At 57.7% G+C, this 25,066-nt stretch carries 24 protein-coding genes, 1 tRNA gene and 1 other RNA gene; 19 read left to right on the top strand and 7 right to left on the bottom strand.

The features are described from left to right. Window positions 1–5 precede the first annotated feature (5 nt). The 19 genes from gspF (at window position 6) to yvcK (ending at window position 18,429) form a co-directional block, all read left to right on the top strand. Complete coding sequence (gene gspF, locus ACHZBS_RS24900) at window positions 6–1,232, top strand: type II secretion system inner membrane protein GspF (RefSeq protein WP_319409246.1); 1,227 nt, start codon at window positions 6–8, stop codon at window positions 1,230–1,232. A 217-nt stretch (window positions 1,233–1,449) separates the two neighbouring features. Next, on the top strand, window positions 1,450–1,905 hold the full coding sequence (gene gspG, locus ACHZBS_RS24895) for a type II secretion system major pseudopilin GspG (RefSeq protein WP_319409245.1): 456 nt from the start codon (window positions 1,450–1,452) through the stop codon (window positions 1,903–1,905). 23 nt (window positions 1,906–1,928) lie between these two features. Next, window positions 1,929–2,528, top strand: a complete 600-nt coding sequence (locus ACHZBS_RS24890; protein WP_319409244.1) for a type II secretion system protein — start codon at window positions 1,929–1,931, stop codon at window positions 2,526–2,528. Further along, entirely contained in the window at window positions 2,525–2,953 is a 429-nt protein-coding gene (locus ACHZBS_RS24885; RefSeq protein ID WP_319409243.1) for a prepilin-type N-terminal cleavage/methylation domain-containing protein, read from the top strand. Before ACHZBS_RS24890 ends, ACHZBS_RS24885 begins: the two co-directional genes overlap by 4 nt. Next, the gene (locus ACHZBS_RS24880) at window positions 2,946–3,650 is read left to right on the top strand and encodes a prepilin-type N-terminal cleavage/methylation domain-containing protein (RefSeq protein WP_319409242.1); all 705 of its coding nucleotides are present in this window, start codon (window positions 2,946–2,948) and stop codon (window positions 3,648–3,650) included. The genes ACHZBS_RS24885 and ACHZBS_RS24880 overlap by 8 nt, the downstream gene beginning before the upstream one ends. Next, a complete protein-coding gene (locus ACHZBS_RS24875; protein ID WP_319409241.1) occupies window positions 3,625–4,728 on the top strand; it encodes a general secretion pathway protein GspK in 1,104 nt (367 codons plus the stop codon). Before ACHZBS_RS24880 ends, ACHZBS_RS24875 begins: the two co-directional genes overlap by 26 nt. A 100-nt stretch (window positions 4,729–4,828) precedes the next feature. Continuing rightward, complete coding sequence (gene gspL, locus ACHZBS_RS24870; protein ID WP_319409240.1) at window positions 4,829–6,271, top strand: type II secretion system protein GspL; 1,443 nt, start codon at window positions 4,829–4,831, stop codon at window positions 6,269–6,271. A gap of 6 nt (window positions 6,272–6,277) precedes the next feature. Further along, on the top strand, window positions 6,278–6,805 hold the full coding sequence (locus ACHZBS_RS24865; protein ID WP_319409239.1) for a hypothetical protein: 528 nt from the start codon (window positions 6,278–6,280) through the stop codon (window positions 6,803–6,805). A gap of 8 nt (window positions 6,806–6,813) precedes the next feature. After that, window positions 6,814–7,683, top strand: a complete 870-nt coding sequence (gene gspN / locus ACHZBS_RS24860) for a type II secretion system protein GspN (protein WP_319409238.1) — start codon at window positions 6,814–6,816, stop codon at window positions 7,681–7,683. 3 nt (window positions 7,684–7,686) lie between these two features. Then, window positions 7,687–8,556: a type II secretion system protein GspC gene (gene gspC / locus ACHZBS_RS24855; protein ID WP_319409237.1), complete on the top strand. Its 870-nt coding sequence runs from the start codon at window positions 7,687–7,689 to the stop codon at window positions 8,554–8,556. 51 nt (window positions 8,557–8,607) lie between these two features. Next, window positions 8,608–10,965, top strand: a complete 2,358-nt coding sequence (gene gspD / locus ACHZBS_RS24850) for a type II secretion system secretin GspD (RefSeq protein WP_319409236.1) — start codon at window positions 8,608–8,610, stop codon at window positions 10,963–10,965. Beyond that, window positions 10,962–12,686, top strand: a complete 1,725-nt coding sequence (gene gspE, locus ACHZBS_RS24845) for a type II secretion system ATPase GspE (RefSeq protein ID WP_319409235.1) — start codon at window positions 10,962–10,964, stop codon at window positions 12,684–12,686. The genes gspD and gspE overlap by 4 nt, the downstream gene beginning before the upstream one ends. 34 nt (window positions 12,687–12,720) lie before the next feature. Beyond that, window positions 12,721–13,062, top strand: a complete 342-nt coding sequence (gene yidD, locus ACHZBS_RS24840; protein ID WP_319409234.1) for a membrane protein insertion efficiency factor YidD — start codon at window positions 12,721–12,723, stop codon at window positions 13,060–13,062. A gap of 18 nt (window positions 13,063–13,080) precedes the next feature. After that, window positions 13,081–14,016, top strand: coding sequence for a tetratricopeptide repeat protein (locus ACHZBS_RS24835; protein ID WP_319409233.1), 936 nt, complete (start codon window positions 13,081–13,083; stop codon window positions 14,014–14,016). Between the two features lie 4 nt (window positions 14,017–14,020). Further along, on the top strand, window positions 14,021–15,016 hold the full coding sequence (locus ACHZBS_RS24830; RefSeq protein ID WP_319409232.1) for a PASTA domain-containing protein: 996 nt from the start codon (window positions 14,021–14,023) through the stop codon (window positions 15,014–15,016). Window positions 15,017–15,065: 49 nt separating this feature from the next. After that, a complete protein-coding gene (gene rpe, locus ACHZBS_RS24825) occupies window positions 15,066–15,716 on the top strand; it encodes a ribulose-phosphate 3-epimerase (protein ID WP_319409231.1) in 651 nt (216 codons plus the stop codon). Window positions 15,717–15,728: 12 nt separating this feature from the next. Continuing rightward, window positions 15,729–16,181 carry a type II 3-dehydroquinate dehydratase gene (gene aroQ, locus ACHZBS_RS24820; protein ID WP_319409230.1) on the top strand — a complete coding sequence of 151 codons (453 nt, stop codon included), beginning with the start codon at window positions 15,729–15,731 and terminating at the stop codon, window positions 16,179–16,181. 9 nt (window positions 16,182–16,190) lie between these two features. Beyond that, the gene (locus tag ACHZBS_RS24815; protein WP_319409229.1) at window positions 16,191–17,354 is read left to right on the top strand and encodes a DUF2786 domain-containing protein; all 1,164 of its coding nucleotides are present in this window, start codon (window positions 16,191–16,193) and stop codon (window positions 17,352–17,354) included. Between the two features lie 70 nt (window positions 17,355–17,424). Then, window positions 17,425–18,429, top strand: a complete 1,005-nt coding sequence (gene yvcK, locus ACHZBS_RS24810; RefSeq protein ID WP_319409228.1) for a uridine diphosphate-N-acetylglucosamine-binding protein YvcK — start codon at window positions 17,425–17,427, stop codon at window positions 18,427–18,429. 29 nt (window positions 18,430–18,458) lie between these two features. Here the strand turns inward: yvcK and ispD are convergent, their stop codons facing one another. From ispD to rpoD, 7 genes are all read right to left on the bottom strand, one after another. Further along, the gene (ispD, locus tag ACHZBS_RS24805; RefSeq protein ID WP_319409227.1) at window positions 18,459–19,160 is read right to left on the bottom strand and encodes a 2-C-methyl-D-erythritol 4-phosphate cytidylyltransferase; all 702 of its coding nucleotides are present in this window, start codon (window positions 19,158–19,160) and stop codon (window positions 18,459–18,461) included. Continuing rightward, the gene (locus ACHZBS_RS24800; protein WP_319409226.1) at window positions 19,157–20,461 is read right to left on the bottom strand and encodes an HPr family phosphocarrier protein; all 1,305 of its coding nucleotides are present in this window, start codon (window positions 20,459–20,461) and stop codon (window positions 19,157–19,159) included. The genes ispD and ACHZBS_RS24800 overlap by 4 nt, the downstream gene beginning before the upstream one ends. Before the next feature lie 136 nt (window positions 20,462–20,597). Then, an RNA gene (gene rnpB, locus ACHZBS_RS24795) (RNase P RNA component class A) lies at window positions 20,598–20,975 on the bottom strand. Window positions 20,976–20,987: 12 nt separating this feature from the next. Continuing rightward, window positions 20,988–21,707 carry a C4-type zinc ribbon domain-containing protein gene (locus ACHZBS_RS24790; RefSeq protein ID WP_319409225.1) on the bottom strand — a complete coding sequence of 240 codons (720 nt, stop codon included), beginning with the start codon at window positions 21,705–21,707 and terminating at the stop codon, window positions 20,988–20,990. A gap of 25 nt (window positions 21,708–21,732) precedes the next feature. Then, entirely contained in the window at window positions 21,733–22,851 is a 1,119-nt protein-coding gene (locus ACHZBS_RS24785; protein ID WP_319409224.1) for a Nif3-like dinuclear metal center hexameric protein, read from the bottom strand. A gap of 159 nt (window positions 22,852–23,010) precedes the next feature. Beyond that, window positions 23,011–23,083, bottom strand: a tRNA-Ile gene (locus ACHZBS_RS24780). 79 nt (window positions 23,084–23,162) lie between these two features. Continuing rightward, window positions 23,163–25,037 (bottom strand): RNA polymerase sigma factor RpoD, encoded by a 1,875-nt coding sequence (gene rpoD / locus ACHZBS_RS24775; RefSeq protein WP_319409223.1) that lies wholly within the window; start codon window positions 25,035–25,037, stop codon window positions 23,163–23,165. Window positions 25,038–25,066: the final 29 nt, after the last annotated feature.

The following is a 25,066-nucleotide window of genomic DNA, read 5'->3' as shown; positions in this document are numbered from 1 at the left end:
ACGCCATGCCCGTTTACGATTACGAAGCCCTTGACGCCAAGGGGAAAACCATCACCGGGATCATCGATGCCGACGGCGCCCAGGCGGCCCGGCAGAAAATCCGTGCCATGGGCAGTTTTCCCGTCACCGTAAAAGAGGTCACGGAGGGCGAAGCCAGCAAAGAGACCCGGGGCATCAGCTTCCAGGGCCTGTTCAGCCGTGTCACGCCGGCCCACGTAAGCCTGTGGACCCGCCAGCTGGCGACCTTGACCGGTGCCGGATTCCCCCTGGTGACCGCCCTGACCACCCTGGTTTCCCAGGCCAAAACCCACGGATTCACCAAGATCGTGGCCCGGATCAAGGACTCCATCGTCGAGGGCAACAGCTTTGCCTCGTCCCTGACGCTCTACCCGTCCGTATTCTCACAGATTTACATCAACATGGTGCGAGCCGGCGAGACGTCGGGAACGCTGGAAATCGTACTCCAGCGTCTGGCGGACATCATGGAAAAGCAGCAGGAGCTCAAGTCCCGGATCCAGACGGCCATGGCCTATCCGATTCTCATGACGATTATCGGCACCCTGGTGCTTTTCTTCCTGATGACCTTCGTGGTCCCCAACATCACCACCATCTTCACGGACATGAACCAGGCGCTGCCCACCCCGACCCGCTTTCTCATCGCAGCCAGCGAACTGTTCAAAAGCTACTGGTGGCTGCTGGTCGTCGTGGCCGTAGCCGCCCTGGTGGCGTTGAAGGCCTTTCGAAAGACGGAACGCGGCCTTGCCACCACCGATCGGATGATGCTTTCCATGCCCATCATGGGCTCGCTGCTGAAAAAGATCGCGGTAGCCCGGTTTGCCCGGACCCTCGCATCGCTGCTCGAAAACGGCGTGACCATGCTGCCGGCCCTGGAGATCGTCAGAAATGTCACCGGCAATGTCGCCATCTCCGGTCTGATCGAAAACGCGTCCAATGAAGTCGAACGGGGCCAGGGACTGGGTTTGTCCCTGGCAGCCGACGACGTCTTCCCGGACCTTGCCGTGCAGATGGTTCAGGTGGGCGAACAAAGCGGTGAACTGGAATCCATGCTGTACAAAATCGCCGAAGTATATGAAAACGAAGTCCAGTCATCGATCATGAGCATGATGGCCATGCTGGAGCCGGTGATGATCCTGGTCATGGCCGCGGTGGTGCTGTTTATCGTTCTTTCCATCTGCCTGCCCATTTTCGAAATGAACCAACTGGTGGGATAGAGTCGTTCACCGGGACGTTGAACGCCGGTTTGTTGGTTGAGTTGGTTTGATTGGTTGGGTTTATTGCGTTGAGCTTCGAGCTTCGGGGTTTATGCTTACAACCCCTTTACCCGCTGTCATTGATTGTTGGGACCCATTGGGTTAGAATCCGTTTGCAGACAAAAACCGGTCCACCAGGCCACTTTTTAATCGCCGGGTATGGAACCATGGAGGAAATATGAAGCTGTCTTTACCGCAGAAAACGGTCAACCGCCGCGGCTTTACCCTGATCGAACTGATGGTGGTCATCGTCATCCTCGGCATTCTGGCCGGCCTGATCGTCCCCCGCATCATGGGCCGTCCGGAGCAGGCCAAGCAGGTCAAGGCCAGAATGCAGATCGAGAGCATCTCCACGGCGCTCAAACTCTACAAACTGGACAACGGCATGTACCCGTCAACCGAACAGGGGCTCCAGGCCCTGGTGGAGATGCCCGCCTCCGGCAACATTCCCAAAAACTGGCGCAAGGGCGGATATCTGGAAAAGGGCAAGGTACCCAAAGACCCCTGGGGCAATGAATTCATCTACCTGAGCCCGGGTGTCCACGATGAATTTGACATCATCGCCTACGGCGCCGACGGGGCGGCCGGCGGTGAAGATAAAGACGCTGATATCAACAGCTGGGAGTCCGAATAACGCGGCGCCGGCGGTCACCCGACGTGCCCGCACGCGTCGCCCATGACTTGACATCAAGCCAGCCCGGCCTTGAGTTCGCCCGGCGCACGCAGGCATCCGCGGGAAAAAATACAGGAATGACCCTAGTGGGCAACCGGGGATTCACACTGATTGAAATGATCGTCGTGACCGCGCTGATCAGCATCATGCTGATGCTGGCCATTCCACGCTTGGAAGGCGGGCTCTTTTCCGACGGCACCGACGAAACCGCCCGCTGGATAATCGCCAACGTCCGCAACCTCAAGGAAAAAGCGGTCATCGAGGAAAAAACCTATCTGCTCAACGTGTCCCCCGACATCCAGCGGCTCTGGATCACCGAAACCGGCATGGCGGATGCCGACGCAGACGCCGCCCGCGAGGCAGGCTACGCCCTGCCGCGGGGAGTGACCATCGACCATGTGGCCTTTTCACAGACCCAGCGATTTTCCAGCGGAACCATCCCCATCGCCTTTTATCCCAAGGGCTATTCGGACAAAGCCGTCATCCGCATGCGAACCAGCGACGGCGACCGCCTATCCTTTTTCATCGAACCGTTTCTGGCCCGGGTCAATCTGGTCCGGGGTCCTGAAGGATGGCAGCCATGACATCCGGCAACCATCGCCGCCACCGACCCGGACCGATCCGAAAAGGCAGCCCGGAATACGGCTTCACCCTCATGGAAGTGATGGTGGCCCTGTCCGTGGTGGCCATCGCCCTGATGGCCATCTATCGGATGCATACCCAGACCCTTTTCATGGATGCCAGGGGTCGGTTCGACACGGAGGCGACCCTGCTGATGGGTCAGAAGCTGGCCGATCTGGAGACGATCAAACTGGAGGATTTTTCCGGCGACAACGGTGATTTCGGCAACGCCCACCCCGGTTATGCGTGGCGGATCCAGACGGAGGACGTCTCTTCCGACCTGCTCAAAAAAGACGGGCCGACGCTCAAGCGCATTACCGTCACCATCACCTTCAACGGTGAAGAATCCGTTTTCAACCTGACCACGTACAGGCACCTGTATGAATAGCGCACGCCGATGGTCATCGACGGCCGCGGGTTCAGGCGGCGGGTTCACCCTGTTGGAGATCCTGGTGGCGATCTTTATCTTCGCCCTGGTGATCACCACGGTATTCGGCTCGTTCCGGGCCGTTTTCTCCAGCGCCGATGCCGTCGGCAGCGACGTGGCCATCTTCGAAACGGCCCGGACCTGTCTGGGACGCATGGCTACGGATCTGGGAGCCCTGATCGTCTCCGACTATCCACGATATGTCAAACCGGAATTCAATGACCCGCAGGATCCTTATCGTCTGGTGGGAGATACGACCGACGTAGCCGGCAGCAGCTTCGGCCGCCTGCGGTTCGCATCACGGGCCCACCTCTCCTTGAACCGTGATCCACGACAGGGAGTGTGCCGCATCGTCTACTACGCGCATCAACGATCCGACGGGTCGCTGGTCCTGCGCCGTGCCGACGACCTTTATCCCTTTCCCGATTTCGAGGAGAGCACGGACGATCCGATTTTATGCGACACCCTGCTGGCTCTCGAATTCGGGTATATCGGCAACGAGGACGAAATGAGCGACCGGTGGGACTCGGAATCGGCCGATACCGATTATGCCACGCCGCGGTCGGTGGAGATCCGGCTGACGGTAGGAACGCCATCCCGGCCCAAGACATTCACGACACGAGTACCCTTGCATGTATACCGCAAAGCAGTTGAATAGCCCCATTGAAGGCACGGTTCTGGGCAATCGCCGGGGAGTGGCGATCCTGGTCGCCATCGGGGTGGTGGCCGTGCTGCTCACCGCCGGATTGGCCCTGAACCGCCGGATCCGCAGTTCGGTTACCGAGGCCTTCCTTGCCCGGGAGCAGGTGGTGCTGTCGGAAATGGCCGTTTCCGGGATCCATGCCGCCATGGTGATGCTGATCAATGACCGCAGGGAAAACGACACGGATACGCTCCAGGAGGATTGGGCCAACCCGGAAAAAGTGGCCGAAATGGTGGGGCTGATCCCCTTTGATGAAGGCAGCGTCGATGTCCGCATCACCGATGAGCGGAGCAAAATCCAGGTGAATGCCCTGGTCAAGTTTCCCGAAGGCCAGCAGTTTTCCGCCAGTCAGCGTTTTCTGTGGGAGCGGCTCCTCGATCAATTGTTCTCGGCATTCGAAGCGGTGCCGGACAGCGACCCCAATATGATCATCAATTCGCTCAAGGACTGGCTGGACAGCGGGGATGACGATGCCATTACCGGGTTAAGCGGTGCCGAGTCCGACTACTACGAAGATCTGGATCCGCCTTACAGCTGCAAGAACGGCCCGATCGATGACCTGGGAGAAGTCGCCCTGATCCACGGGGTTACCCCGGAACTGTTTGCCGGCGCAGGGGGTGCAGCCGGGCTCTCATCCCTGTTGACCGTCCAGGGGGTATCGGCGGTCGGTGACGGCCGCTTCACCTTTGACGGCAAGATCAACATTTCAACGGCCGACGTTGCCGTGCTCGCCGCCCTGCTTCCGTCTGAAAATTCCGACCTGGCGGAAGCCCTGGCCGACTTCCGCGCGGCTAAAGCGGATGAGACTTTTACCCACACCGTCACCAATGCCCAGTGGTACAAAAATGTGCCGGGCGCCGGAGGCATCGCCATCAGTCCCGACCTGATCACCGTGTCCAGCGACCTGTTCCGGATCGTCTCGACCGCCAAACGCAATGAGAGGACCGCTGCCGTCACTGTGGTGATCCAGCGGGAAAAAGAGCCGATCACCGGCAGATGGATCTGTAAAACCTTGATTTGGCAGGCAGAATAAGATATATGGGACAGATTGAGAAATGAATGGCGCCCGTTAGAAAAAAACGGATCGAGGTTTTCTGTATCATGTCCACGCAACCCCAAGCAGGCGAACAACCATGAGCCGCAAAATCCTCAGCCTGGAAATTCGAGAGGGGTCGATCGCAGCCGTGCTGCTGGACAGCGGTTTCAAGGGCAGCCAGCTGGAAGCGCAGGGCTATTTTCCCATCCCGGCGGACAAAGCGGGCAATGAAGGAATAAAAGAAGCCCTTGAAACCCTGGTTGAAACGCTCAATCCCACCGGCGCCACCTGTGTGCTGGGCATTCCCGCGGCTGTTGTTTCCTTCAGAAATCTTTCCGTGCCCTTTCATGACATCAAGAAAATCCGGCAGATCCTTCCGTTTGAGCTGGAGCCCGCCCTGCCGATTCCGGTAGAGGAACTGATCTTCGATTTCGAAGCCGTGAAGCGGGATAAGCAGCAGGATCTGCTGACGTTCTCCGTCAAAAAACAGGAAATCCAACGATATCTGGGTATTCTCGGATCGGTAAATTTAAGGCCGGCGGTGATCATGCCCGGCGGATATGCGGCGGCCCGTTTCATCTCCTCAATGACCGACGACAGCGATGATTTTCTCTTCATCGACACCGGAGAAAACCATCACACGATCTACGCCGTCTGTTCCGGACACGTTCGCCTGGTCCGCACCCTCCCGGTGGCCCATGACGGCAATCCGGTCATCCGCAACCTGGAAACGACCATGCAGCGGACATTCACCGCCCTTCAGGAAAGCCTGGGGATTGCCGTCAACCCGTCGACGGTTTTTTGCGCGGGTCCCCAAGCCCCGCTGATCACCACGGGGAACGGGTCGTCCACCTTGCTGGGTGTCCCGGTTAAATCCATTGACGGCATACGGACGTTTCCCCGGTTGAAAGGATCGCTGGCTGCCGAGGACTGGCAATCCGGGCGTCTGGACATCGCCCTGGCCCTGGCCCTGATGGAAACCGAGGCCGTCACCGGCGTCAACTTCTCCACAGAGCGGTCAACGATCCAGCATTACTGGAGCGAATATCGAAAAAATATCATCCTGACGGCGATACTGGTCGGGCTTACCCTGGCGACCGCGCTGGGGGTAAAGATCCTCGGGGTGAATGCCAAAGAGCGGCGCCTGGCCGAACTGGACCGGCAGATCGAAATGGTCTTCAAAAGCACGTTTCCCGAAGTCACCCGCGTGGTGAACCCGCTGCAGCAAATGCAGATCAAGATCAAGGAAGCCGGAGACGGCAGCACCGGCTTCGATTTGACGGGCGCCCGCGTTCGGGTCATCGACATCCTCAACGCCCTGAGCCAGCAGATCCCATCGTCCGCAGACGTCAAGGTCAACCGCATGGTTGTCGGGGCCGACAACGTCGTGCTCTCCGGCGATACGGACACCTTCAACACGGTGGACGACATCAAGGGGCGGCTGGAAGAAGCGGACCTGTTCAAAAGTGTGACCATCAGCTCGGCCGACCTTGAGAAATCGGGAAACCGGGTGAGATTCAAACTGAAGCTGGATTTTTAGCGCACCATGGCCATCAAACTCAACAAACGGGAAAAAATCGGCGTGGCAGCGGCAGCGGCCGCTATCGTCATCTTTCTGGTATTGCAGGTGCTGGTTTTTCCCCTGTTCGAGAAAAACGCCCAGTTGTCGCGAACGCTGGCCACCCGCCAACAGGAGCGTGAACAGATTCTGCAGCTGCAGGCCGACTATCGCAAAACGGCCGAAAAGGCTGAACAGGCCCAGCGTTATCTGAAAACACGCCAGCGGGGCTTCACCCTTTTCTCGTTTCTGGAAACACTGGCGGGACAGACGGGGGTCAAAAGCCATATCGCCTACATGAGGCCGACCACCACGACCCTGAAGGACAGCCCGTACCGGCTCTCCATGGTAGAGATGAAACTGGAGGAGATTACCATGGCCCAGCTTCTGACGTATCTGCATGGCATTGAAACATCCCGGGACATGATTTCCATCAAACGGCTCTCCGTCTCCAAGGGAGAGCAGAAGGCGGATCTGATCAATACGGTTTTTCAAGTCGAAACAGTGGAGATGTAGCGATTCTTATGGTTTCCGCTAAAACCATTCTTGCCTATTTGCTGTACGCTCTGCTGGCGGCAATCCTTTTTCTGGTTCTGCTGTTTCCCGACCAGGCGGTCAAGGCCTATGTGGACAGCCGTCTGGCGGCCATCGACCCGTCGCTGAGCATGGAGGCGGAAACGATCCGACCGGCCATGCCGCCGGGACTCAAAATGACCGGCGTAGACCTGAACCGCAACAACGTTCGCCTGGCCCATTTCGAAGATGCCCGGATGTCGCCCGATCTGGCGACGGTGCTGCAGGACAAAAAACAGGTTCGGTTCCAGGCACGGATAGCCGGGGGGACCGTTAATGGTCGGGCAACGCTGGAAGACACCGGCCCAGCCGGCCCCTTGCGGGTGGAAGCGGTCCTGTCGGATATTCGTCTGGGCAAGCTCGATGCAATCAAGACCCATGTGCCCTTCGCCCTCTCCGGTTCCCTCAATGGCCGGATGACCCACGATGGGACGCGTGCACCGACGGGAATGACCAACGGGTTGTTGAATGTATCGGATCTGCACATCACCCTGAGAGAGCCCTTTTTCGGCATCAGCGAGCTGGTGATGGATCAGACGGATGCGGATTTTTCGGTCAGCAGCGGGAATCTTCGGCTCAAATCCCTCACTTTCGATGGCCCCATGGTTGAGGGTAAAATTACCGGAACCATCGAACTGAGGCAGCCCGTCGAGCAGAGCCGCCTGAACCTCACCGGAAACGCCAAGCCCCGGCCGGAGTTGCTTGCCCGGCTCCAGGAAACCCTACCCCAGGGGATCGTCAACACACGGACCCTGGGAACCCGGGGACTGACCTTCCGGGTCCGCGGTTCCATCGACGACCCCGATTTGTCCATGAGATAGGCGATGATACCAAAAGCCATTTTCACCTTCGTCAATCTGCTCTGCATCACCGTCTCCGCCTATTTTGTCGTGGACGGTTTTTACGGCACCATCTCGGCGCGGCTGACCCAGCCCCCCCTGGCGACGCAACAAAATGTCTACCGGGTCGGCGATACCGGCACGAACAGCCTCCCCTTGTCCGCCTACAAGGCGGTACTGGAACGGAACCTGTTCGATACCCGTTCAGACAGTCAACCCCGGACGCAACAAGTGGATGTCGAATCCCTGGAAGAGACGAAACTGAACCTGAAGCTGTGGGGAACGGTTTCCGGCACCGACAACGGCGACTACGCGGTTATCGAAGATGTCAAGGCTCGCGAACAGAACCTGTACCGCATCGGCGATGCCATCCAGACGGCCACGGTCAAGGAAATATACAGGGAGAAGGTCGTCCTCACCCTAAACGGTAAGGACGAAGTGCTCCAGATGCAGGAACTGGAATCGGGCAAGGGAGCCTCCCGACCGGGCGGACTGCCCCTTCGTGCATCGGAACCCTCCTCCGGCGCGGTGCGTGCCCAGCGGATCTCCCTGAGGCGGTCATACATCGAGCAGTCCATGACGGACATGGCGTCGCTGATGACCCAGGTGCAGATCCAGCCTCACATGGAAAACGGGGTACCGGCAGGCCTGGCCCTTTCCAGCATCAAACCCAATTCCATTTTCCGGAGAATGGGACTGAGAAACGGAGACATCATCTCCGGGGTGGACGGCAATGTAATTTCATCGGTAGACGATGCGTTGAAGTTGGTGGAAAGCCTTAAATCCTCATCCAGTCTCTCCGTGCAGCTAAAACGCCGGGGACAGGAAAAAAACATCGAATATAGCATCAGATAGCCGGCCGGGCACCCCCGGGCCCGTAGCCGGTGGAAACAGGAAAAAGAAGATATGGCAACTGAAAACACAATGGATGCTACCAAAAAATGGATGGCCGGCGCGATTATCGCCGCGCTGACGTTCTTTCTCCTCGCCACCGGCGCCCCCGCCCAGGATCAGAATCAGGCTGAGGCGGCCGGCGGCAGCACGGCGGCAAACGGGTCGCAGCGATTTGTCTCCATTGATTTCAACAACGTGGATATCAGCGTGTTCATCAAGTTCATCAGTGAACTCACCGGTAAAAACTTCGTCATCGACCAGCGCGTCAAGGGCAAGGTGACCATCATCTCGCCGTCCAAAATCTCTGTCGATGAAGCCTACAAGGTGTTCGAATCGGTCCTCGATGTTCACGGCTTCGCCACCGTTGAGACCGGCAAGCTGATCAAGGTCATTCCGTCTCCGGACGCCCGCACCAAAAACATCGAGACCCGAACCCAGGCCAGGGGCGATTCGGATAATGACCAGATGGTCACCCAGCTGATGCCCCTTCGCTTTGCCGACCCTGACGAAGTCAAACGGCTGTTCACCCCCATGGTTTCCAAAAGCAGCGTCATCCTCTCCTACGCGCCCACCAACACATTGATCATCACCGACAACTATTCCAATATCGCCCGCTTGATGAAGATATTGAAAACCATCGACATTCCCGGCGTGGGACGGGAGATCACCATATTTCCGATCCACAACGCCGATGCGGCCAAGCTGGTGTCCCTGCTCGAAACGGTGTTCAAGACCTCATCGGCGCCGGCCAAGAAAGGAGCCGCCACATCGGACCGCGGTGCAGCCTTCGTGGCCGATGAACGCACCAACAGCATCATTATGGTGGCCAGCGAAGTCGACACCAGCCGGATCCGCAGCCTGATCGACAACCTCGATCAGGAGACCCCCAAAGGCAAGGAGCGGATCCATGTCTACTACCTGGAATATGCGGTAGCGGAAGAGATCGTCGCCGTGCTCAAGGATCTTCCCAAAGAGGACAAGACCAAAGCCACGGGGGCCAAGGAAGCGCCGGTGGTTTCCGACAAAGTCACGATTACGGCCGACAAGGCCACCAACAGCCTGATCATCACCGCCGACCGGGACGACTATGCCACGCTGGTGGAAATCATCCGCCAGATCGACATTCCCCGGTCCATGGTCTACATCGAAGCCCTGATCATGGAGGTCAATGCCTCGAAAAGCTTCGATCTGGGCACCGAATGGATCGTGGGCGACGATGTCTCGCTGAACGAAGGCCGTCAAGGGGTCGTCGGCGGCGGTTTCTCCACCGACGAATCGAACCTGTCGCTATTACGCAGCACGACCCCCTCGCTCGCCTCCGGCTTTTCCCTGGGCCTGGTCGGCGAGGCCATAACCATAAGCGGCGTCTCCTTTCCCAGTATCGCCGCCATTGTGCAGGCCTACAAGAAAGACACGGATGTCAACATCCTCTCCACGCCCCAGCTGCTGACCACCGACAACCAGGAAGCCAGCATTACCGTGGGCAAAAACGTCCCGTACCAGACCACGACATCCACATCCTCATCAAGCGAAACCTACAACTCCTATGAATACCGGGATGTGGGCAAGACCCTCAAGATCACGCCTCAGATCAGCAAGGACCGCATGGTGCGGCTGAACCTGTCGCTGGAAGTCTCCTCGCTGGCCGATGCCAATACGACCGACAGGCCCACAACCCTAAAGCGCACCGTGGAGACCACGGTGATGGTCAGGGACAGCGGCACCGTGGTCATCGGCGGCCTCATCGACGACACCTTTTCCCAGACCGAATACAAGGTCCCCTGCCTGGGGGACGTTCCCGGACTGGGCTGGCTCTTTAAAACCCGGTCCAAGGGCAGCGACAAGACCAACCTGTTCATCTTCATCACCCCCAAGGTGATCCAGAACCCCGGGGAAGCAACCGCCGTATTCGAGTCCAAAAAAAACCAGATCGATGAAATGCGCGAGATGCAGATCAAGCTGTATCAGGGCGGTAAAGCCCCCCCGGACAGTCCACCCCTTGAGAAGGGTTCCCCAGACAATACCGCCCCCGGGGCCGTGATGGAAGACAAGGCCGGCACCGGTATCGGAGACAGCGCCCCCGTCATGCCGATCACACCGGCCCAGACTGAATCAGCGAACCATCGTGCGTCAGGCGGCTATCTTCTTCAGGTGCAGTCGTTCAGCGACGAAATGTCGGCCCTGGAATCGGTCGAACGTCTCAAACAGATGGGCCATCCGGCCTATATCGCCGAAACGGATGTGGGCGGCAAGATCTGGTACCGGGTACAAATCGGCGGCTTCCCGGACCGCGCTGCGGTACAGACGGCCCGGGATGCCCTCTCTGAACAGGGCATTGCAGACACGCTAATCATTAAAAACGACCAATGAACAAATCCCTGGAAGCTATCTTAAAAAGCAAATACGGCCTCTCCGATGAGGATTATGCAGACGCCGTCCGGCTCCACGATGAAAAAGGGGACCGCCTGCCGGACGTGCTGCTGCGTCGCAAGGTCATCACCGAGAACCAATTGCTGGATGCTTTGAGCGACCAGTATGATCTCCCCTTCTGGCCCGAACTGCCTCTGGAAAGCTTCGGGGAGGATCGCACCCGCAGTGCACCCATCGGTTTTCTCAAGCGCCATGTCATGGTGCCGCTGGTGCTGAAGAACATCCCGGCCGCAGGGGTTTCCGTTCTGCCTGAGGAAATGGTCAACATCATCGCCGTCAACGATCCCGCGGCCTTTCAACCCCTGGACGACCTGGCCCGAATGATCGGCTTTTCGTCTTACAACCTGGTGCTATCCACCAAAAGCGCGATTTTTGCCGCCATCAACCTGATCTTTGACATGAGCCGGGGCACCGCCGAGCAGTTGGTTCAGCACATGGAAGAGGATGGCAGTACCATCATCAGCGAAATCGAGGACACGGCCGATCTGCTCGAAGACACCAGCGATGCCCCCATCATCAAACTGGTCAATCATATCATCTCCCAGTCCATCAAGGCCCGTGCCAGCGACATTCACATCGAGCCGTATCAGGACAGCTTCAAGGTGCGCTATCGGGTGGACGGAATCCTCTACGACCTGCTCACACCGCCAAAATGGATTCAAGCCTCACTGATCTCACGTATCAAAGTCATGGCCAAACTCAATATCGCTGAAAAGCGGCTGCCCCAGGACGGCCGCCTGGAAGTCAAAATCGGCAGCCAGAATGTGGATGTGCGTGTCTCCACCCTGCCCACCACCTTCGGCGAACGAGTGGTCATGCGGCTGTTGAACAAATCCGAAGAGGTATTGAACCTCAAGGAACTGGGGCTGTCGCCCGAGGATCACGAGCTGTTCAACAAGCTGGTGACCCAGCCCAACGGCATCATTCTGGTGACCGGTCCCACCGGAAGCGGCAAGACCACCACCCTCTATTCCGTGCTGGCCTCCATCATCAAACCGGACATCAACATCATCACCATCGAAGACCCGGTGGAATACCAGCTCAAAGGCATCAGCCAGATCCAGGTGAACCCGAAAATCGACCTCACCTTTGCCCGCGGCTTGCGGGCCATCGTCCGCCAGGACCCGGACGTAATCCTCATCGGCGAGATCCGCGACAAGGAAACCGCCACCATCGCCGTCCAGTCGGCCCTGACCGGCCACTTGGTGTTCTCCACCCTGCACACCAACGATTCGGCCGGTGCGATTACGCGGCTGGTGGACATCGGTGTCGAGCCGTTCCTCATCTCCTCCTCCGTCGTGGCGGTGATCGCCCAGCGGCTGGTGCGGGTGCTGTGTGACCACTGCAAGGAAGCCTACACCCCGGGGGTGATCCTGGAAAGCATCGGCATTTCCCGGGAGCAATTGAGCAACCACACCCTTTATCAGGCCAAGGGCTGTGAGAAGTGTTTTAACACCGGATACCGGGGCCGCATCGCCATATTCGAGATCATGCACATGCGCGAGGGGTTGAAGAATCTGATCCTGAAAACCTTCGACGCCACCCAGATCAGGCAATTCGCCCTGCAGTACAACATGAAAACCCTGCGCCAGAGCGGCATTGAAAAGGTGCTGGCCGGCACGACCACCATTGAAGAGGTCCTGCGGGTGACCCAGCAATGACAACAGGTAGATAGGTTGGATGAAAATTTTTTGCATGGCTATTCTTTTTTTTCTGCTTGCCGGACCCGCTCTGGCCGGACCGCCGGAATCGATTCCGACGACGGATAAATCCATGCCGGCAGCGGCAGTGCCCATCCGTTTTTTCCAGAAATACCTGTCCGGGGCGGACGGCCACCGCTGCCCCATGACGCCCTCGTGTTCCAGCTATGCCCTTCAGGCCATGCAGCGCCATGGAAGCGTCATGGGATGGATCATGGCCTGCGACCGCCTGATGCGTTGCGGCCGTGACGAACTGAAGCGAAGCCCGTCCGTAATGACCCGCAACGGCATCCGCTGCCAGGATCCGGTTCAAAACAACGACTTCTGGCTGCACTGATATCCGATGGCATCTCCTATGGCAATTCAACCCGTGCTCCGTTTTCTGATCATCGCCATCGGCGTCCCCCTGGTGCTGGTTGCGGCCACCGTCCGCGGCTTCGCCCAACTGACCATCGATGCGGACAGTCAATACCGCTACGCCCAATCGCGCCTCGATGCCGGCGCCGCCGACGAAGCGATTGTCGAATTCAACCGTTTTATTTATTTTTTTCCTGAAGACTCCAGAATCCCCCGTGCCCGGTTTCAGACGGGCATGGCCCACTTCAATGCCGGCCGATATCAAGCGGCAGCGGACATTTTCAACCGGCAAACCGAAGCTTTCACCGGTTCACCGCTGGACAATCAGGCCTTTTTCATGCTCAGCCGCAGCCATGCCCGTCAGGGCATGACCGAACAGGCCATGTTGGATCTGCATAACCTCGTGGCGTTGTCTTCAGAGACGGATGTGATCGATCAGGCCCGCTACGAACTGGGATGGCTCCATGTGGATCAGGGCCGCTGGAACGACGCTGACCAGTCCTTTGGCCGTATCTCCCCCGGCAACCGGAATCGCTTCCAGGTGGCTGACCTGAAGCAGGCCCTGGCCCTCAGCGAGGCCATCCCGGCCAAGCGTCCAATGACCGCCGGTCTGCTTTCCATCGTGCCCGGCGGCGGCCAGCTTTATTGCAACAGGTACCAGGATGCGTTGACCGCCTTTTTGATCAACGCCGGTCTGATCTGGGCGGCATGGGAGGCATTTGACAACGAGCAGGTCGCCCTCGGCAGCGTAATCGGTTTCGTGGAGTTCGGTTTTTACGCCGGCAATATTTACGGTGCCGTCTCCGATGCCCATAAGTACAACCGCGACCGGGTCGCCGAGTACCGTGAACGTCTTAACCAGCGCAGGCAGATGTCCTTATCTGTGGCCCCGGTACCCGAGGGCGCCGCCCTGTGCCTGACCCTCAGCTTTTAGTCTTATGCCATCCACCCCCGCTTCCCCGGTAAAGAACCTGGCGAGAAAGGCACTGCGCATCTCACTGCTGGTCGCCCTTTTCATGACCATGGCCGGAATGGGAACTTACCTGGCCCTGACCCTGATCATCAAGGGAGAGGATACCGTCATCGTCCCCGATCTGGTGGGCAAGGACGTCCTGTATGGCCTCGAAATCCTGTCGGACTTAGGACTCAATACCCGCGTCAAGGGAACGGAATATCATGACCGGGTGCCCAAAAACCACATCATCGATCAGGATCCGGATGCCGGCGCTGCCATCAAGCGGGGCCGGGACGTAAAAATACGCGTCTCTCGGGGCACGGAAACCATTTTCATGCCCAATCTGGTCGGTTTTTCCCTCCAGCAAGGCCGGATCCTGTTGACCGAAAACGGCTTGTGCCAAGGGGTGTTGTCCGGCATGACCAGCCCCCGGTTCGACGCCGGGCAGGTCATGGCACAATATCCGCCCCCCGGCGCCATCGTCTCCCGCAGCACCTGTGCCGATCTGTTGATCAGCCGGGGGCCGTCAACCCCGGCGTTTGCCATGGTGGATCTGTCCGGGTTGGTCCTGGAAACGGCCATTCGCCGGTTGGAACAAATGCAGTTGACAGTGGGAAACATCCGGACCGTTCATCGAGCCGGCGCGCCGCTGGAAACCATCGTGGATCAAATGCCGCCGGCCGGGTACCGCGTGGCAACGGGAAACCGGGTGGACCTCACGGTCAACCGATCCAATGACGGCCGGTCTGCAGGCGATGCCGAAAACGCGGATCAGGTGGAACTGTTCAGGTTTTTCCTGGAAAACGGTTTTTTAAAAAAACGGGTCCAGGTGAAGATGAATCAGCCGCCGCTTTCGCTCAGCCTGTTCGATGATTTTTTGGCGCCGGGCCAAGAAATCTGGCTTTTAGTACCAAAAAGTGGTAACCCCACGATACTTGTGTATGTGGATGGCCAGCTGGTGGAGACCCGGATTATGTGAAGGGGGCCGGCCGACGAGCCTGTCGTGGAATTTGTGAGGAGAAGTGAAGATGAAATGTATCGCACCGTCGATTTTATCGGCTGATTTTTCTCGACTGGGAGAGGAGGTTCGTGCTGTGGAAACGGCCGGCGCAGACTGGATCCATGTGGATGTCATGGACGGTTGTTTCGTCCCGAACATCACCATGGGGCCGCTGGTGGTTGAAGCGGTGCGCCGATCCACTGCGCTGACCATCGATGTCCACCTGATGATCGACTCCCCGGAACGCTATATAAAAGATTTTGCCGACGCCGGCGCCGACTATATCGCTGTGCACCAGGAGGCCTGCACCCATCTGCATCGGACCATCCAGCTCATCCGCGAACACGGGGCCAAACCCGGGGTGGCCCTGAACCCCGCCACACCGCTCGAATCCCTCCAGTGGATAATGGAAGACCTGGACTTCGTCCTGATCATGAGTGTCAACCCCGGTTTCGGCGGTCAGCAGTTCATCCCGTCGGCCCTGGACAAGGTAGCCCAACTCAGGACAATCATCCGCGAACGGGAATTATCCACCCTGATCCAGATCGACGGCGGCGTGAATGCCGGCACCATCAGCCGCATCTCGGCAGCCGGCGTGGATGTGTTCGTGGCCGGCAGTGCCATTTTCGGCAGCGAAGACTATGAACGGACCATTTCCGAACTCAAGGCAAAGTGGTAAAGGGGAATATCGATGGCTGACAATCGGCAGAACCCATCCATTCTCGTGGTCCACGGCCCCAACCTCAACATGCTGGGAAAACGTGAACCCGAGCATTACGGCAGCCGGACCTTGGACGACATCAACGACGCCCTACGTGCGAAAGCGGTAGAACTGGGCCTTCAGGTGTCCACGTTCCAATCCAACCACGAAGGGGAAATTGTCGAGGCCATCCAGGATGCCGTCGGACGGATACGGGGCCTGATCATCAACCCGGCCGCTTACACCCACACCAGCGTGGCCATCCGGGACGCTGTCCTGCTTCTGGATGTACCGACGATCGAGGTCCACCTATCCAACATCCACAAACGGGAACCGTTCCGGCACCGGTCTTTCATCGCCGACATTGCCACCGCGCAAATCTCCGGGTTAGGGGCTTCGGGGTATCTGTTCGCCCTGGAGGCCCTGGCGCAGCTGATCACCTGACGCGTTGCCATGGCCGTCAACGTCAGACCTCCATCGATAACCGCCGACCGGGTTTCCTCCCTCCAGTCAATCTTCGACCGCCGGATCCTGCGCGGTCTTCTGGCAGAATGGGAAAACGCCTTATGGACGCTGCCCAAACCCCTTCGGCGATCCGTCAAGCGGCCTCTTTTTGCCATTCGGGACATGCCGACCCGGCTGGGCTGCTGGAGCCGGAACAAGCGGGAAATCACCCTGAGCCGGGAAATCGTCAGCGGTCATCGGTGGGATGACATCAAAGAGGTGCTGCTTCACGAAATGGCCCATCAGGTGGCCCACGAGGGGTTGCAGGCCACCGCGGAACCCGACCACGGCGACAGTTTCCGAAAGGCCTGCAGCCTGCTTCGGGCCAACCCGGCGGCCTCCGGCACCTACCGTCCCCTTCACGCGCGCCTGCACCAGGGAGAGGTGCTCAGCGGCCGGGACCGCATCGTGGTCAGGATTCACAAGCTGATGGCCCTGGCCGAAAGCAGCAACCCCAACGAAGCCAAGGCTGCCATGCTCAAGGCCTACGAGCTGATTTCCCGCCATAACGTGAATCTGATCGCTCAGGGTGTTGATCAGGATTACCACAGCATTTTTTTAGGGGCACCCCGACTCAGGCATTTTCGCGAGGCCTATTATCTGGCCCATCTGCTCCAGGATTTCTACTTCGTCCAGGGCGTATGGATCCAGGCATGGGTTCTGGAAAAAGGAAAGATGGGACGCGTGCTGGAGATCAGCGGCACCCGAAAAAACGTCCGGATCGCCGAATATATCCACGCGGCCATAGAAAGATATATAGACACGGCCTGGGCAGACTATCGACGGGACAACGGTCTGAACCATTTCCGCAGAACCGACTTTGCCGTCGGCATCATCGAAGGATTCAAAGCCACCTTGCAGCAGGCATGCACAGCAGGATCCCGAGGCGTTGACACCCGTCTGCCCGTTCGCGTGGCGGACCATGCCCTGACCCGTTACCTGTCCCGGCGTTATCCCCATGTCCGCTCATTTTCAAGAAAAGGCCCCGGACACGACGCCCGGGTGTTGGCGGACGGCAAGGAAAGGGGACGGAAACTGATCATCGCCAAGGGCATCACCCGCAGCGACGGGTTCAGAAATCAGGTGCTGGAATACAAACAAGAACTGAAATAGGCGGATTCCGAATCAAGGGATCGTGGACTTGAGACATTGTGGGGCCAGGATGTTGACACAGGGGAAATCCGTGGAAGACAACATAGCTAAAGCAAAAAAGAAACCGGTTCATGTGGTCACGATCGGCGGCGGCAGCGGTCAGTACGCGCTGCTGTCCGGCCTGAAACATCTGAAAGGCATCCGCATCAGTGCCATCGTTTCCATGATGGACAGCGGGGGCAGCACCGGCCGGCTCCGCGATGAGTTGGGCACCCTGCCTCCCGGTGACATCCTCAAGTGCGTCCTGGCGCTGTCTCCCCATCAGGAAACCGCCCGGTTCATCTTTCAAAAGCGGTTTACCAAGGACCGGCGCCTCAAGGGGCATAATGCCGGCAACATGCTCCTGACCATGCTCTCCCGCTACACCGGCAGCTTTCCCGCCGGCGTGCAAGCCCTGGCAGAGATTCTGGATGTCAGGGGTGAAATCCTGCCGGTCACCATCGACCAGGCAACCCTGGTCGCGGAACTGACCGACGGCAGCCGGATTTACGGCGAAAGCGCCATCGACACCCCCCGGGGCCATCAGCGCGAAACCATCCGGGATGTCTTCCTGGTTCCCCACCACAGTGACGCCATTACCGTTTATCCGCCGGTGCTCAAAGCCATCGCCGATGCCGACCTCATCATCCTGGGACCGGGCGACCTGTTCACCAGCATCATTCCCAACCTCATCGTTCCCGGCCTGCGGGAAAAGCTCGGCGCCGTGTCCGCGCCAATTTATCATGTGGTCAACATCATGACTAAATTCGGCGAAACCAACCACTTTCAGGCTTGCGATTTCATTTCCACGATAGAAGGCTTCACCGGTCGGAAAATCAGCGGCGCCATCGTCAACACCCGACGGCCCGAAGACCGTCTCCTGAACCTCTATCGCAAACAGAAAGCGGACTTCGTGGACGTCGGCTTCCCGGACACCGGCTGTGAGGTCATTTTAGAAGATCTCCTGGAAACATCGGGAGATGTCATCCGACACGATTCGGAAAAGCTCGCCGGCTTGATTTCCCGAATCATTTTCGGCGATCCATCCCACGACTGAACGGTTTAACCGATCCCTTGTTCCAATGGCTATCCGGAAGCTTGCGCGCGCCATCTGGCGAGAATAACCGTGGCGATCGATAAATCTTCCGGCGTGGTGATCTTGATGTTGTCCGGGTCGCCGTCCACCACGGTTACCGTCTCTCCGGCAAACTCGGCGATGGAAGCGTCGTCGGTTCCGGTGAACCCGCGTTGACGGGCCAACCGGTGGGCGTTCCTGATCAAGTCGAGGGAAAAGGTCTGGGGGGTCTGGGCAAGACGGATCTGTTGCCGGTCCAGCGTTCTGATGATCCGCCCGTTTGCATCCACTTGCTTTAAGGTATCGGTGGCCGGTATCGCCGGAACGCACCCGCCGGAAATCTTGACGCCGTCAAGGCAGGCATTCATGAGAGCCAAACCCACGAATGGACGCACCCCGTCGTGGATCATGACGGTGCCCCCGGAAGCGCCCACGGCGGTCAACCCGTTGAATACCGAATCCTGCCGCCGACGCCCGCCGGCCGCCAATTGGATATCATGATCGAGGCAAAGCGGCGCCAGAATGTCGTCCCGACACCATTGAAGGTCATTTTCAGGCACCACGAGAATTATCCGGTCCACATCGGAACGCCGGTCGAAAGCCATCAGCGTATGGGCGACAATGGGCACCCCGTCCAGGTTGAGGTATTGTTTTCTCATCGGCGCCTTCATACGGGAGCCGCTTCCTCCGGCAACAATGACGGCGCAGATCATTTGAGGTAGCTCAGCTCGCTGGGAAGCGGTACGCCCTTGCCCATGGTGTCTTCCCCGTAATTGACGCCGGCCAGGATTTGGATGGCGGCCAGCGCACGGGTGTCCCCTTCGAAAGTCACCTCGGTGATCTTCTCTTTTTGAATCTTGCCGCCGGCCCACTGGATGTCCAGAACGCTGCTGGCGTCAAACCGGTCTTGACCCACCACCAGTTCCACCTGGCCACCGAAATGCTGAACGATCTTGGCCACCAGGAGACTGGGCCGGCTGTGAAATCCCAGCTTGACCGGAATTCCTACGGTAATGGTGGAACGCTCGATGTTTTCATTGAGAATTTCGCGCGCCAGTTTCTTACCCGAGTTGAGATAATGACAGGCGTAGAACAACCCGTAGTTGACGGTCCGGTCCAGCAGGATCACCGGGTCCACCAGGGACGCCAGTTTATCCTGGACCCGTTTGTAGGTGTTCTTATAACCGGCTTCGTGAAGGTGCCGTTCGTAAAAATGAAGCAGCCGCCCCATCATCTGCAGCAAATGAAAAACAATAGAGAAATAACTTCTCAGCGACTTGAGCTTGCGGTCACCGAACCGGAAACCGCCGTGGATTACATAGGTGTCAAAGGAGGACTGAAGGTTATGCACCAGCATCTCGAAACGGCGGACCTGCACCTCGTTCACCGTTTCGGGCACCAGCGCGGCGATCTCGTCATTGCCGTATGGCTCATAAAACCCCATCGGATCGAAGCTGGCGGCGATGGAAAGAAACTCGCTGGCAATTTTCACGATGTTGCGCTTTTGAACATCCTTGGCATCATCGTCAATGTCGTATTTGAGCATCTCGCTGGTGGTGATGCCGGGGAAGTCCTCTGAGCCGAAAGCATCCACCGGCATGGCAATGTTCAACCGCGAGGCCTCGTCAATAATCACGGGAGCCAGTTTCCGCAGAGCATCATTCAAGAACGTAAGCGTTTTTTCCCCCTGCTCCCGGAACACCTCGGTATCAGGGATATCGTAGAATATCAATCGGTTCAAGATATGTTTCTGGCAGTAGGCGCCCAGACTCAGGTGCCTGACGGTGGCGCACAGTTCCCGATACAGATACCAGTCCTCGCTGTTCTTGGCGCCGTGGAAGTCGAGGAAGTCTTCAAGCACCTGGGAGGTACTGATCAGCTTGGAGTAGAGTTTTTTGGTAAATACGTGATTGGGTGTATGCCGGTTGGTGATGTAGACACAGCATTTCAGATAATCGAATGAGAAGATTCTGACCTTTTCGGAAAAAGAGATTTCACAGTAGGGATCGTTCACGGCGCACTCCGTTGGTCATTTGAGTAAGAAACAGCATCAGGTCCATCAAGCCCCAAATGATAGGCTCAATTTAGGTTTCCCTGCACCTGAAAAGGATGATCCCAAAGATGCCTGTTATGGACAGATACGAAATAGCGGTCGGAGCAGCCCGTAAGCCGAATTCTGTTCCCCCGGTCGGTCACCCGAACCGAAGGCAGCGATCATTCATCTGGGATGCCGATTGCCCGGCACCTCGTGCGACCTACCCGGGAGCTTGGACGGGCCGCCCTCTGACGCTCCCCTATTTGGTCTTGCACCGGGTGGGGTTTACCTAGCTTCTCCGGTCACCCGAAGAACTGGTGCGCTCTTACCGCACCGTTTCACCCTTACCCTGCCGACAACGGCAGGGCGGTCTGCTCTCTGTTGCACTTGCCTTCACGTCACCGTGACTCCACGTTATGGAGCACCCTGCCCTGTGGTGTTCGGACTTTCCTCCAGCTCCGGAAAAGGAGCCAGCGATCGCCTGGTCTACTCCAACCGCTATTTCCTATCCTTGTTCCTTCCAATAGATAATCCGATGGCAGTGGGGGCAAAACCGGAGTTCATCAAACCGCTGCAGCTCGTTAAACAACTGCGCCGGAATGTTCATGTGGCACCCCATGCAGATGGCCTGCTGAACAGGCACCACAGCCAGCCCACGAACCTTTTTTTTCACATCGTCCAGAAGGGTAATTGTTTCAGGATCGGCCTTGGCGCTGATCTGCGCCTTCTTTTCGTTCAGCGCTTCCACGGCCTGTCGTTCCCGCTGCGCCTTGGCAGCAAACGATTCCTTTTTTTCCCGGCAGGATTGAAGGAACCCCGCCAGCTCCGCCTCTTTTGCCTTCGCCGCTGCCTCCGCGGATTCAATGGCATCTAAAAGTTCCAGCATTCGGTCTTCCATGCCCGAATTTCTTTTGCGGATTTCATCTATTTCTTTCAGGATGGACTGATACTCTTTGTTGGTTTTTACCCCGCGGAGTTTTTCGTTGCTTTTGACGATCATGCCTGCGTTGATCTTGGATTCGGATTCAAGCTCACGGTAGGATTTTTTCAGAACGTCAAGGGTCTCTTTTTCGGCGGACACCAGGGCCTGCCGCTCGGCCGCGGCCTGATCCATCGCGGCAACCTCGTCGCTCAGCGCGTTGACCAGTCGATCGGCTTGAAGGATCTCCACCTCAACGCCCTGCACCTCAACAAGGATGTTAATCTGTTCCTGAATATTGCTCATGCCTGCCTTTCTGGTATCCCGCTTTTCACAGGTAATGAAATGGGTCCGTTTCCGTATCGACGGCTTCCACGGTGGCCGTTATTCCTGAGGCCTTGACGGCGTCCCGGATGAATGCAGCCAGAACGTCGACGACCAGGTGCTCCGAGCCGAAATGCCCGACATCGATGAGCCCGATGCCTGCCTGTTGAGCATCTCTGGCCGAGTGATATCCCAGATCCCCGCTCACGTAAGCCTGTGCACCCGACGCAACCGCTGCGGTCAGCAGGCTGGATCCGCTTCCCGAGCACACCGCCACCGTTTCCACCATCAGGTCCCCGTTGCCGACCACCTTCACCTTCGGAAGGTTCAGCGCGGCTTTCAGCTTCGCGGCAAAGGCGTCCAGCGCCAATGGGAATGCAAGCTTCCCCACCCGCCCCAAACCCGCCTGTTGATCGCGAATCGTTAGGGGATAAACGTCATAGGCCATGGATTCATACGGGTGCACCTTTTTGACCGCATCCACCACCGCATCCAAGTCACCGTTGGCCACGAGAATTTCGATACGGCTTTCCTGGACTTCCGTGAGCACCCCTGTTTTGCCAATTGCCGGCGATGCACCCGCACCCGGTAAAAAGGTTCCAACGCCCTCGCATCGGAACGTACAGCATGAATAATTGCCCATCCGGCCGGCATCCAACGCAAAAAGAGTATCGAGGATGGCTTTCACACGATTTGAGGGAACGAACACCGCCAGTTTGCACATGTCTGCATCGGCAGGCCCGGCGAGCACCCGAACCGTGCGCAACCCCATCCGGCCAACCAGGACATCGTTTACGCCGCCCGGCACACTGTCCAGGTTGGTGTGGGCACTGAAAATGGCCAACCGCCGGGACAAAGCCATTTCGGCAATCCGGCCCAGCGGTGAATTGCAATCGATCTGCCTGATCGGCTTGAAAAACAGAGGGTGGTGCGTGACCAACAAATCCACATCGTTTTCACAGGCCCTGGCCACCACCTCGGGCAGCGGATCCAGGGCCGTCCACACTTTTCTTACCGGCCAGTTCCGGTTTCCAATCTGAAGCCCGACATTATCCCACGATTCCGCCAGGCGGGGAGGCGCCAGGTGGTCGAGGATTCTGACGAATTGAGCGACGGTGGCTGTCATTCGGTTTTCCTCAAAAGATCAACGTGCCGGCAAAGGCCATAAAAAAAGGCGCGGTAGCCGGAGTCTCACCACGCCGAATCGCCTTTTCTCCTCAACGATACCGGATGTTGAGGCCTCCGGGCGTTATGGGTTGACGAACGGCGCCGGAGTTTTTTTAAGTGGGCCCACCTGGGATCGAACCAGGGACCGACCGGTTATGAGCCGGTGGCTCTGCCAGCTGAGCTATGGGCCCGTATCAGGTTAAAAGCGATTGTTTGTCTACCCCCGTCATGGCATTTTGTCAAGCAAATGCAAGCCCGTCCCGCCCCACATCAATTGTCGATGAAGCTCTTCAGCTTCCGGCTGCGGGTGGGGTGGCGCAGTTTTCTGAGCGCTTTTGCCTCGATCTGCCGGATCCGTTCACGGGTAACGGTAAAGTCCTGCCCTACCTCTTCCAGGGTGTGATCCGCCTTCTCGCCGATGCCGAACCGCATACGAAGGACTTTTTCCTCACGGGGGGTCAGGGTGGCCAGCACTTTTCGGGTCTGTTCGGCCAAGTTCATGCTTACGGCCGCTTCGGATGGCAGCATGAATTTCTTGTCTTCGATAAAATCACCCAGATGGCTGTCTTCCTCCTCCCCGATGGGGGTTTCCAAAGAGATCGGCTCTCTGGCAATTTTAAGAACCTTGCGAACTTTATCGATGGGAATTTCCATCTTTTCGGCAATCTCTTCCGGACGGGGCTCCCTGCCGAACTCCTGGACCAGGTAGCGTGAGGTGCGGATCAGCTTGTTGATGGTTTCAATCATGTGCACCGGAATGCGGATCGTCCGCGCCTGGTCGGCAATGGCCCGGGTGATGGCCTGCCGGATCCACCAGGTGGCGTAGGTACTGAACTTGTACCCCCGGCGGTATTCGAACTTGTCTACCGCCTTCATCAGCCCGATATTGCCCTCCTGAATAAGATCCAGAAACTGAAGTCCCCGGTTGGTGTACTTCTTGGCAATGCTGACCACCAGCCGCAGGTTCGCCCGGATCAGCTCGCTCTTGGCAAATTTTGCCCGCATGCGCCCTTCGTCCACACTGGCCATGACCCGTTTGAGGTTCCGGTTGTTGGCCTTGAAGTCATTTTCCTTTTCCACCAGCTGCTCGGCCACGGATTTCAGGTGGACATAGATCCGCCCCAGGGAGTCTTCATCGAGGGTGGACTGTTTTTTGGCCCATTTCATAAATTTGGCTTTGGTGGTCAGGTGTTCGCGAAGCTCCCGAATGGTTCCGCCAAAGGCTTCGGCAGTGATGGCCACCAGTTTGTTCTGTGCATCGAACCAGTCAATGAGCCGGCGAATATGCGCTTCGATGCGATCGATAACACCGCCTTCCAATCGCCAGCCCTTTAGCAGTTCAAAAATCTTATTGTTGCGCCGCATAATGCAGCGCCTGACCCGACGGGCTTCATCGGGCTCCATCTGCTCGGAAAACATGCGTTCACGGTACTCCCGGATTTCATCATTCACCTTGCGGATACCGGAAATGGTCTCCAGAAAGTTTTCAATCTGAACCATCTCGTCCACATAGGCATCCCCTTCATCCACATCACGCAATACATGCTTCGGCCGCAGGGCGCCCACTTCGATCAGGTCACCGAATTCAAGAATATATTTGACGCCTAAAGAGGTTTCCAGAAGTGCCTTGAGAACGTCCTGTTCCCCCTCTTCGATCTTCTTGGCGATGACCACCTCGCCTTCACGGCTGAGGAGGGTAACCATGCCCATCTCGCGCAGGTACATCTTCACCGGGTCGGTGACGGAACCGATATCCGAAACCGTCACCGCCTTGTTAAGCGCCCCTTTCTTTTCGAGGGTACTCTCTTTGTCGGAAATCCCGTTTTCGTTTTCGATGATCTCGATATCCATATCGTCGAACATCATCAGGGTATCGTCGATCATTTCCGACGACATCATCTCGTTGGGAAGAACCTCGTTGATCTCGTCATAGGTCAGCGAGCCCTGCTCCTTGCCTTTTTCAATCAAGGCCTTGAGCAGCTTCTGCTCGTTCTTCTTGATCGTTTCCTTGGTCTTTTCCGATTTTCCGTCCTGTGCAGCAGAACCAACAGCCGTCTTGCCACCCGCCCCGGCTTTCTTTTTGGCCGGCTTTTTCTCGGTCTGCACGGATGTCCTGTTGCGCTTGTTATCGGATTTTTTGGTCATGCCGTTTGCCTCCTGAACCAAAATAGGAC

The organism is uncultured Desulfosarcina sp. (assembly GCF_963664155.2).
Classification (GTDB): Bacteria; Desulfobacterota; Desulfobacteria; order Desulfobacterales; family Desulfosarcinaceae; genus Desulfosarcina.
Note: the sequence above shows the minus strand (reverse complement) of the source record. Positions and strands in the feature narration are given on the sequence as shown.

Bases quoted from the DNA above. Each gene is read 5' to 3' on its own strand.
- gspF (WP_319409246.1), top strand. From the start codon at position 6: ATGCCCGTTTACGATTACGAAGCCCTTGACGCCAAGGGGAAAACCATC.
- gspG (WP_319409245.1), top strand. From the start codon at position 1,450: ATGAAGCTGTCTTTACCGCAGAAAACGGTCAACCGCCGCGGCTTTACC.
- ACHZBS_RS24885 (WP_319409243.1), top strand. From the start codon at position 2,525: ATGACATCCGGCAACCATCGCCGCCACCGACCCGGACCGATCCGAAAA.
- ACHZBS_RS24880 (WP_319409242.1), top strand. From the start codon at position 2,946: ATGAATAGCGCACGCCGATGGTCATCGACGGCCGCGGGTTCAGGCGGC.
- ACHZBS_RS24875 (WP_319409241.1), top strand. From the start codon at position 3,625: ATGTATACCGCAAAGCAGTTGAATAGCCCCATTGAAGGCACGGTTCTG.
- gspL (WP_319409240.1), top strand. From the start codon at position 4,829: ATGAGCCGCAAAATCCTCAGCCTGGAAATTCGAGAGGGGTCGATCGCA.
- ACHZBS_RS24865 (WP_319409239.1), top strand. From the start codon at position 6,278: ATGGCCATCAAACTCAACAAACGGGAAAAAATCGGCGTGGCAGCGGCA.
- gspN (WP_319409238.1), top strand. From the start codon at position 6,814: ATGGTTTCCGCTAAAACCATTCTTGCCTATTTGCTGTACGCTCTGCTG.
- gspC (WP_319409237.1), top strand. From the start codon at position 7,687: ATGATACCAAAAGCCATTTTCACCTTCGTCAATCTGCTCTGCATCACC.
- gspD (WP_319409236.1), top strand. From the start codon at position 8,608: ATGGCAACTGAAAACACAATGGATGCTACCAAAAAATGGATGGCCGGC.
- gspE (WP_319409235.1), top strand. From the start codon at position 10,962: ATGAACAAATCCCTGGAAGCTATCTTAAAAAGCAAATACGGCCTCTCC.
- yidD (WP_319409234.1), top strand. From the start codon at position 12,721: ATGGCTATTCTTTTTTTTCTGCTTGCCGGACCCGCTCTGGCCGGACCG.
- ACHZBS_RS24835 (WP_319409233.1), top strand. From the start codon at position 13,081: ATGGCAATTCAACCCGTGCTCCGTTTTCTGATCATCGCCATCGGCGTC.
- ACHZBS_RS24830 (WP_319409232.1), top strand. From the start codon at position 14,021: ATGCCATCCACCCCCGCTTCCCCGGTAAAGAACCTGGCGAGAAAGGCA.
- rpe (WP_319409231.1), top strand. From the start codon at position 15,066: ATGAAATGTATCGCACCGTCGATTTTATCGGCTGATTTTTCTCGACTG.
- aroQ (WP_319409230.1), top strand. From the start codon at position 15,729: ATGGCTGACAATCGGCAGAACCCATCCATTCTCGTGGTCCACGGCCCC.
- ACHZBS_RS24815 (WP_319409229.1), top strand. From the start codon at position 16,191: ATGGCCGTCAACGTCAGACCTCCATCGATAACCGCCGACCGGGTTTCC.
- ispD (WP_319409227.1), bottom strand. From the start codon at position 19,160: ATGATCTGCGCCGTCATTGTTGCCGGAGGAAGCGGCTCCCGTATGAAG.
- ACHZBS_RS24790 (WP_319409225.1), bottom strand. From the start codon at position 21,707: ATGAGCAATATTCAGGAACAGATTAACATCCTTGTTGAGGTGCAGGGC.
- ACHZBS_RS24785 (WP_319409224.1), bottom strand. From the start codon at position 22,851: ATGACAGCCACCGTCGCTCAATTCGTCAGAATCCTCGACCACCTGGCG.
- rpoD (WP_319409223.1), bottom strand. From the start codon at position 25,037: ATGACCAAAAAATCCGATAACAAGCGCAACAGGACATCCGTGCAGACC.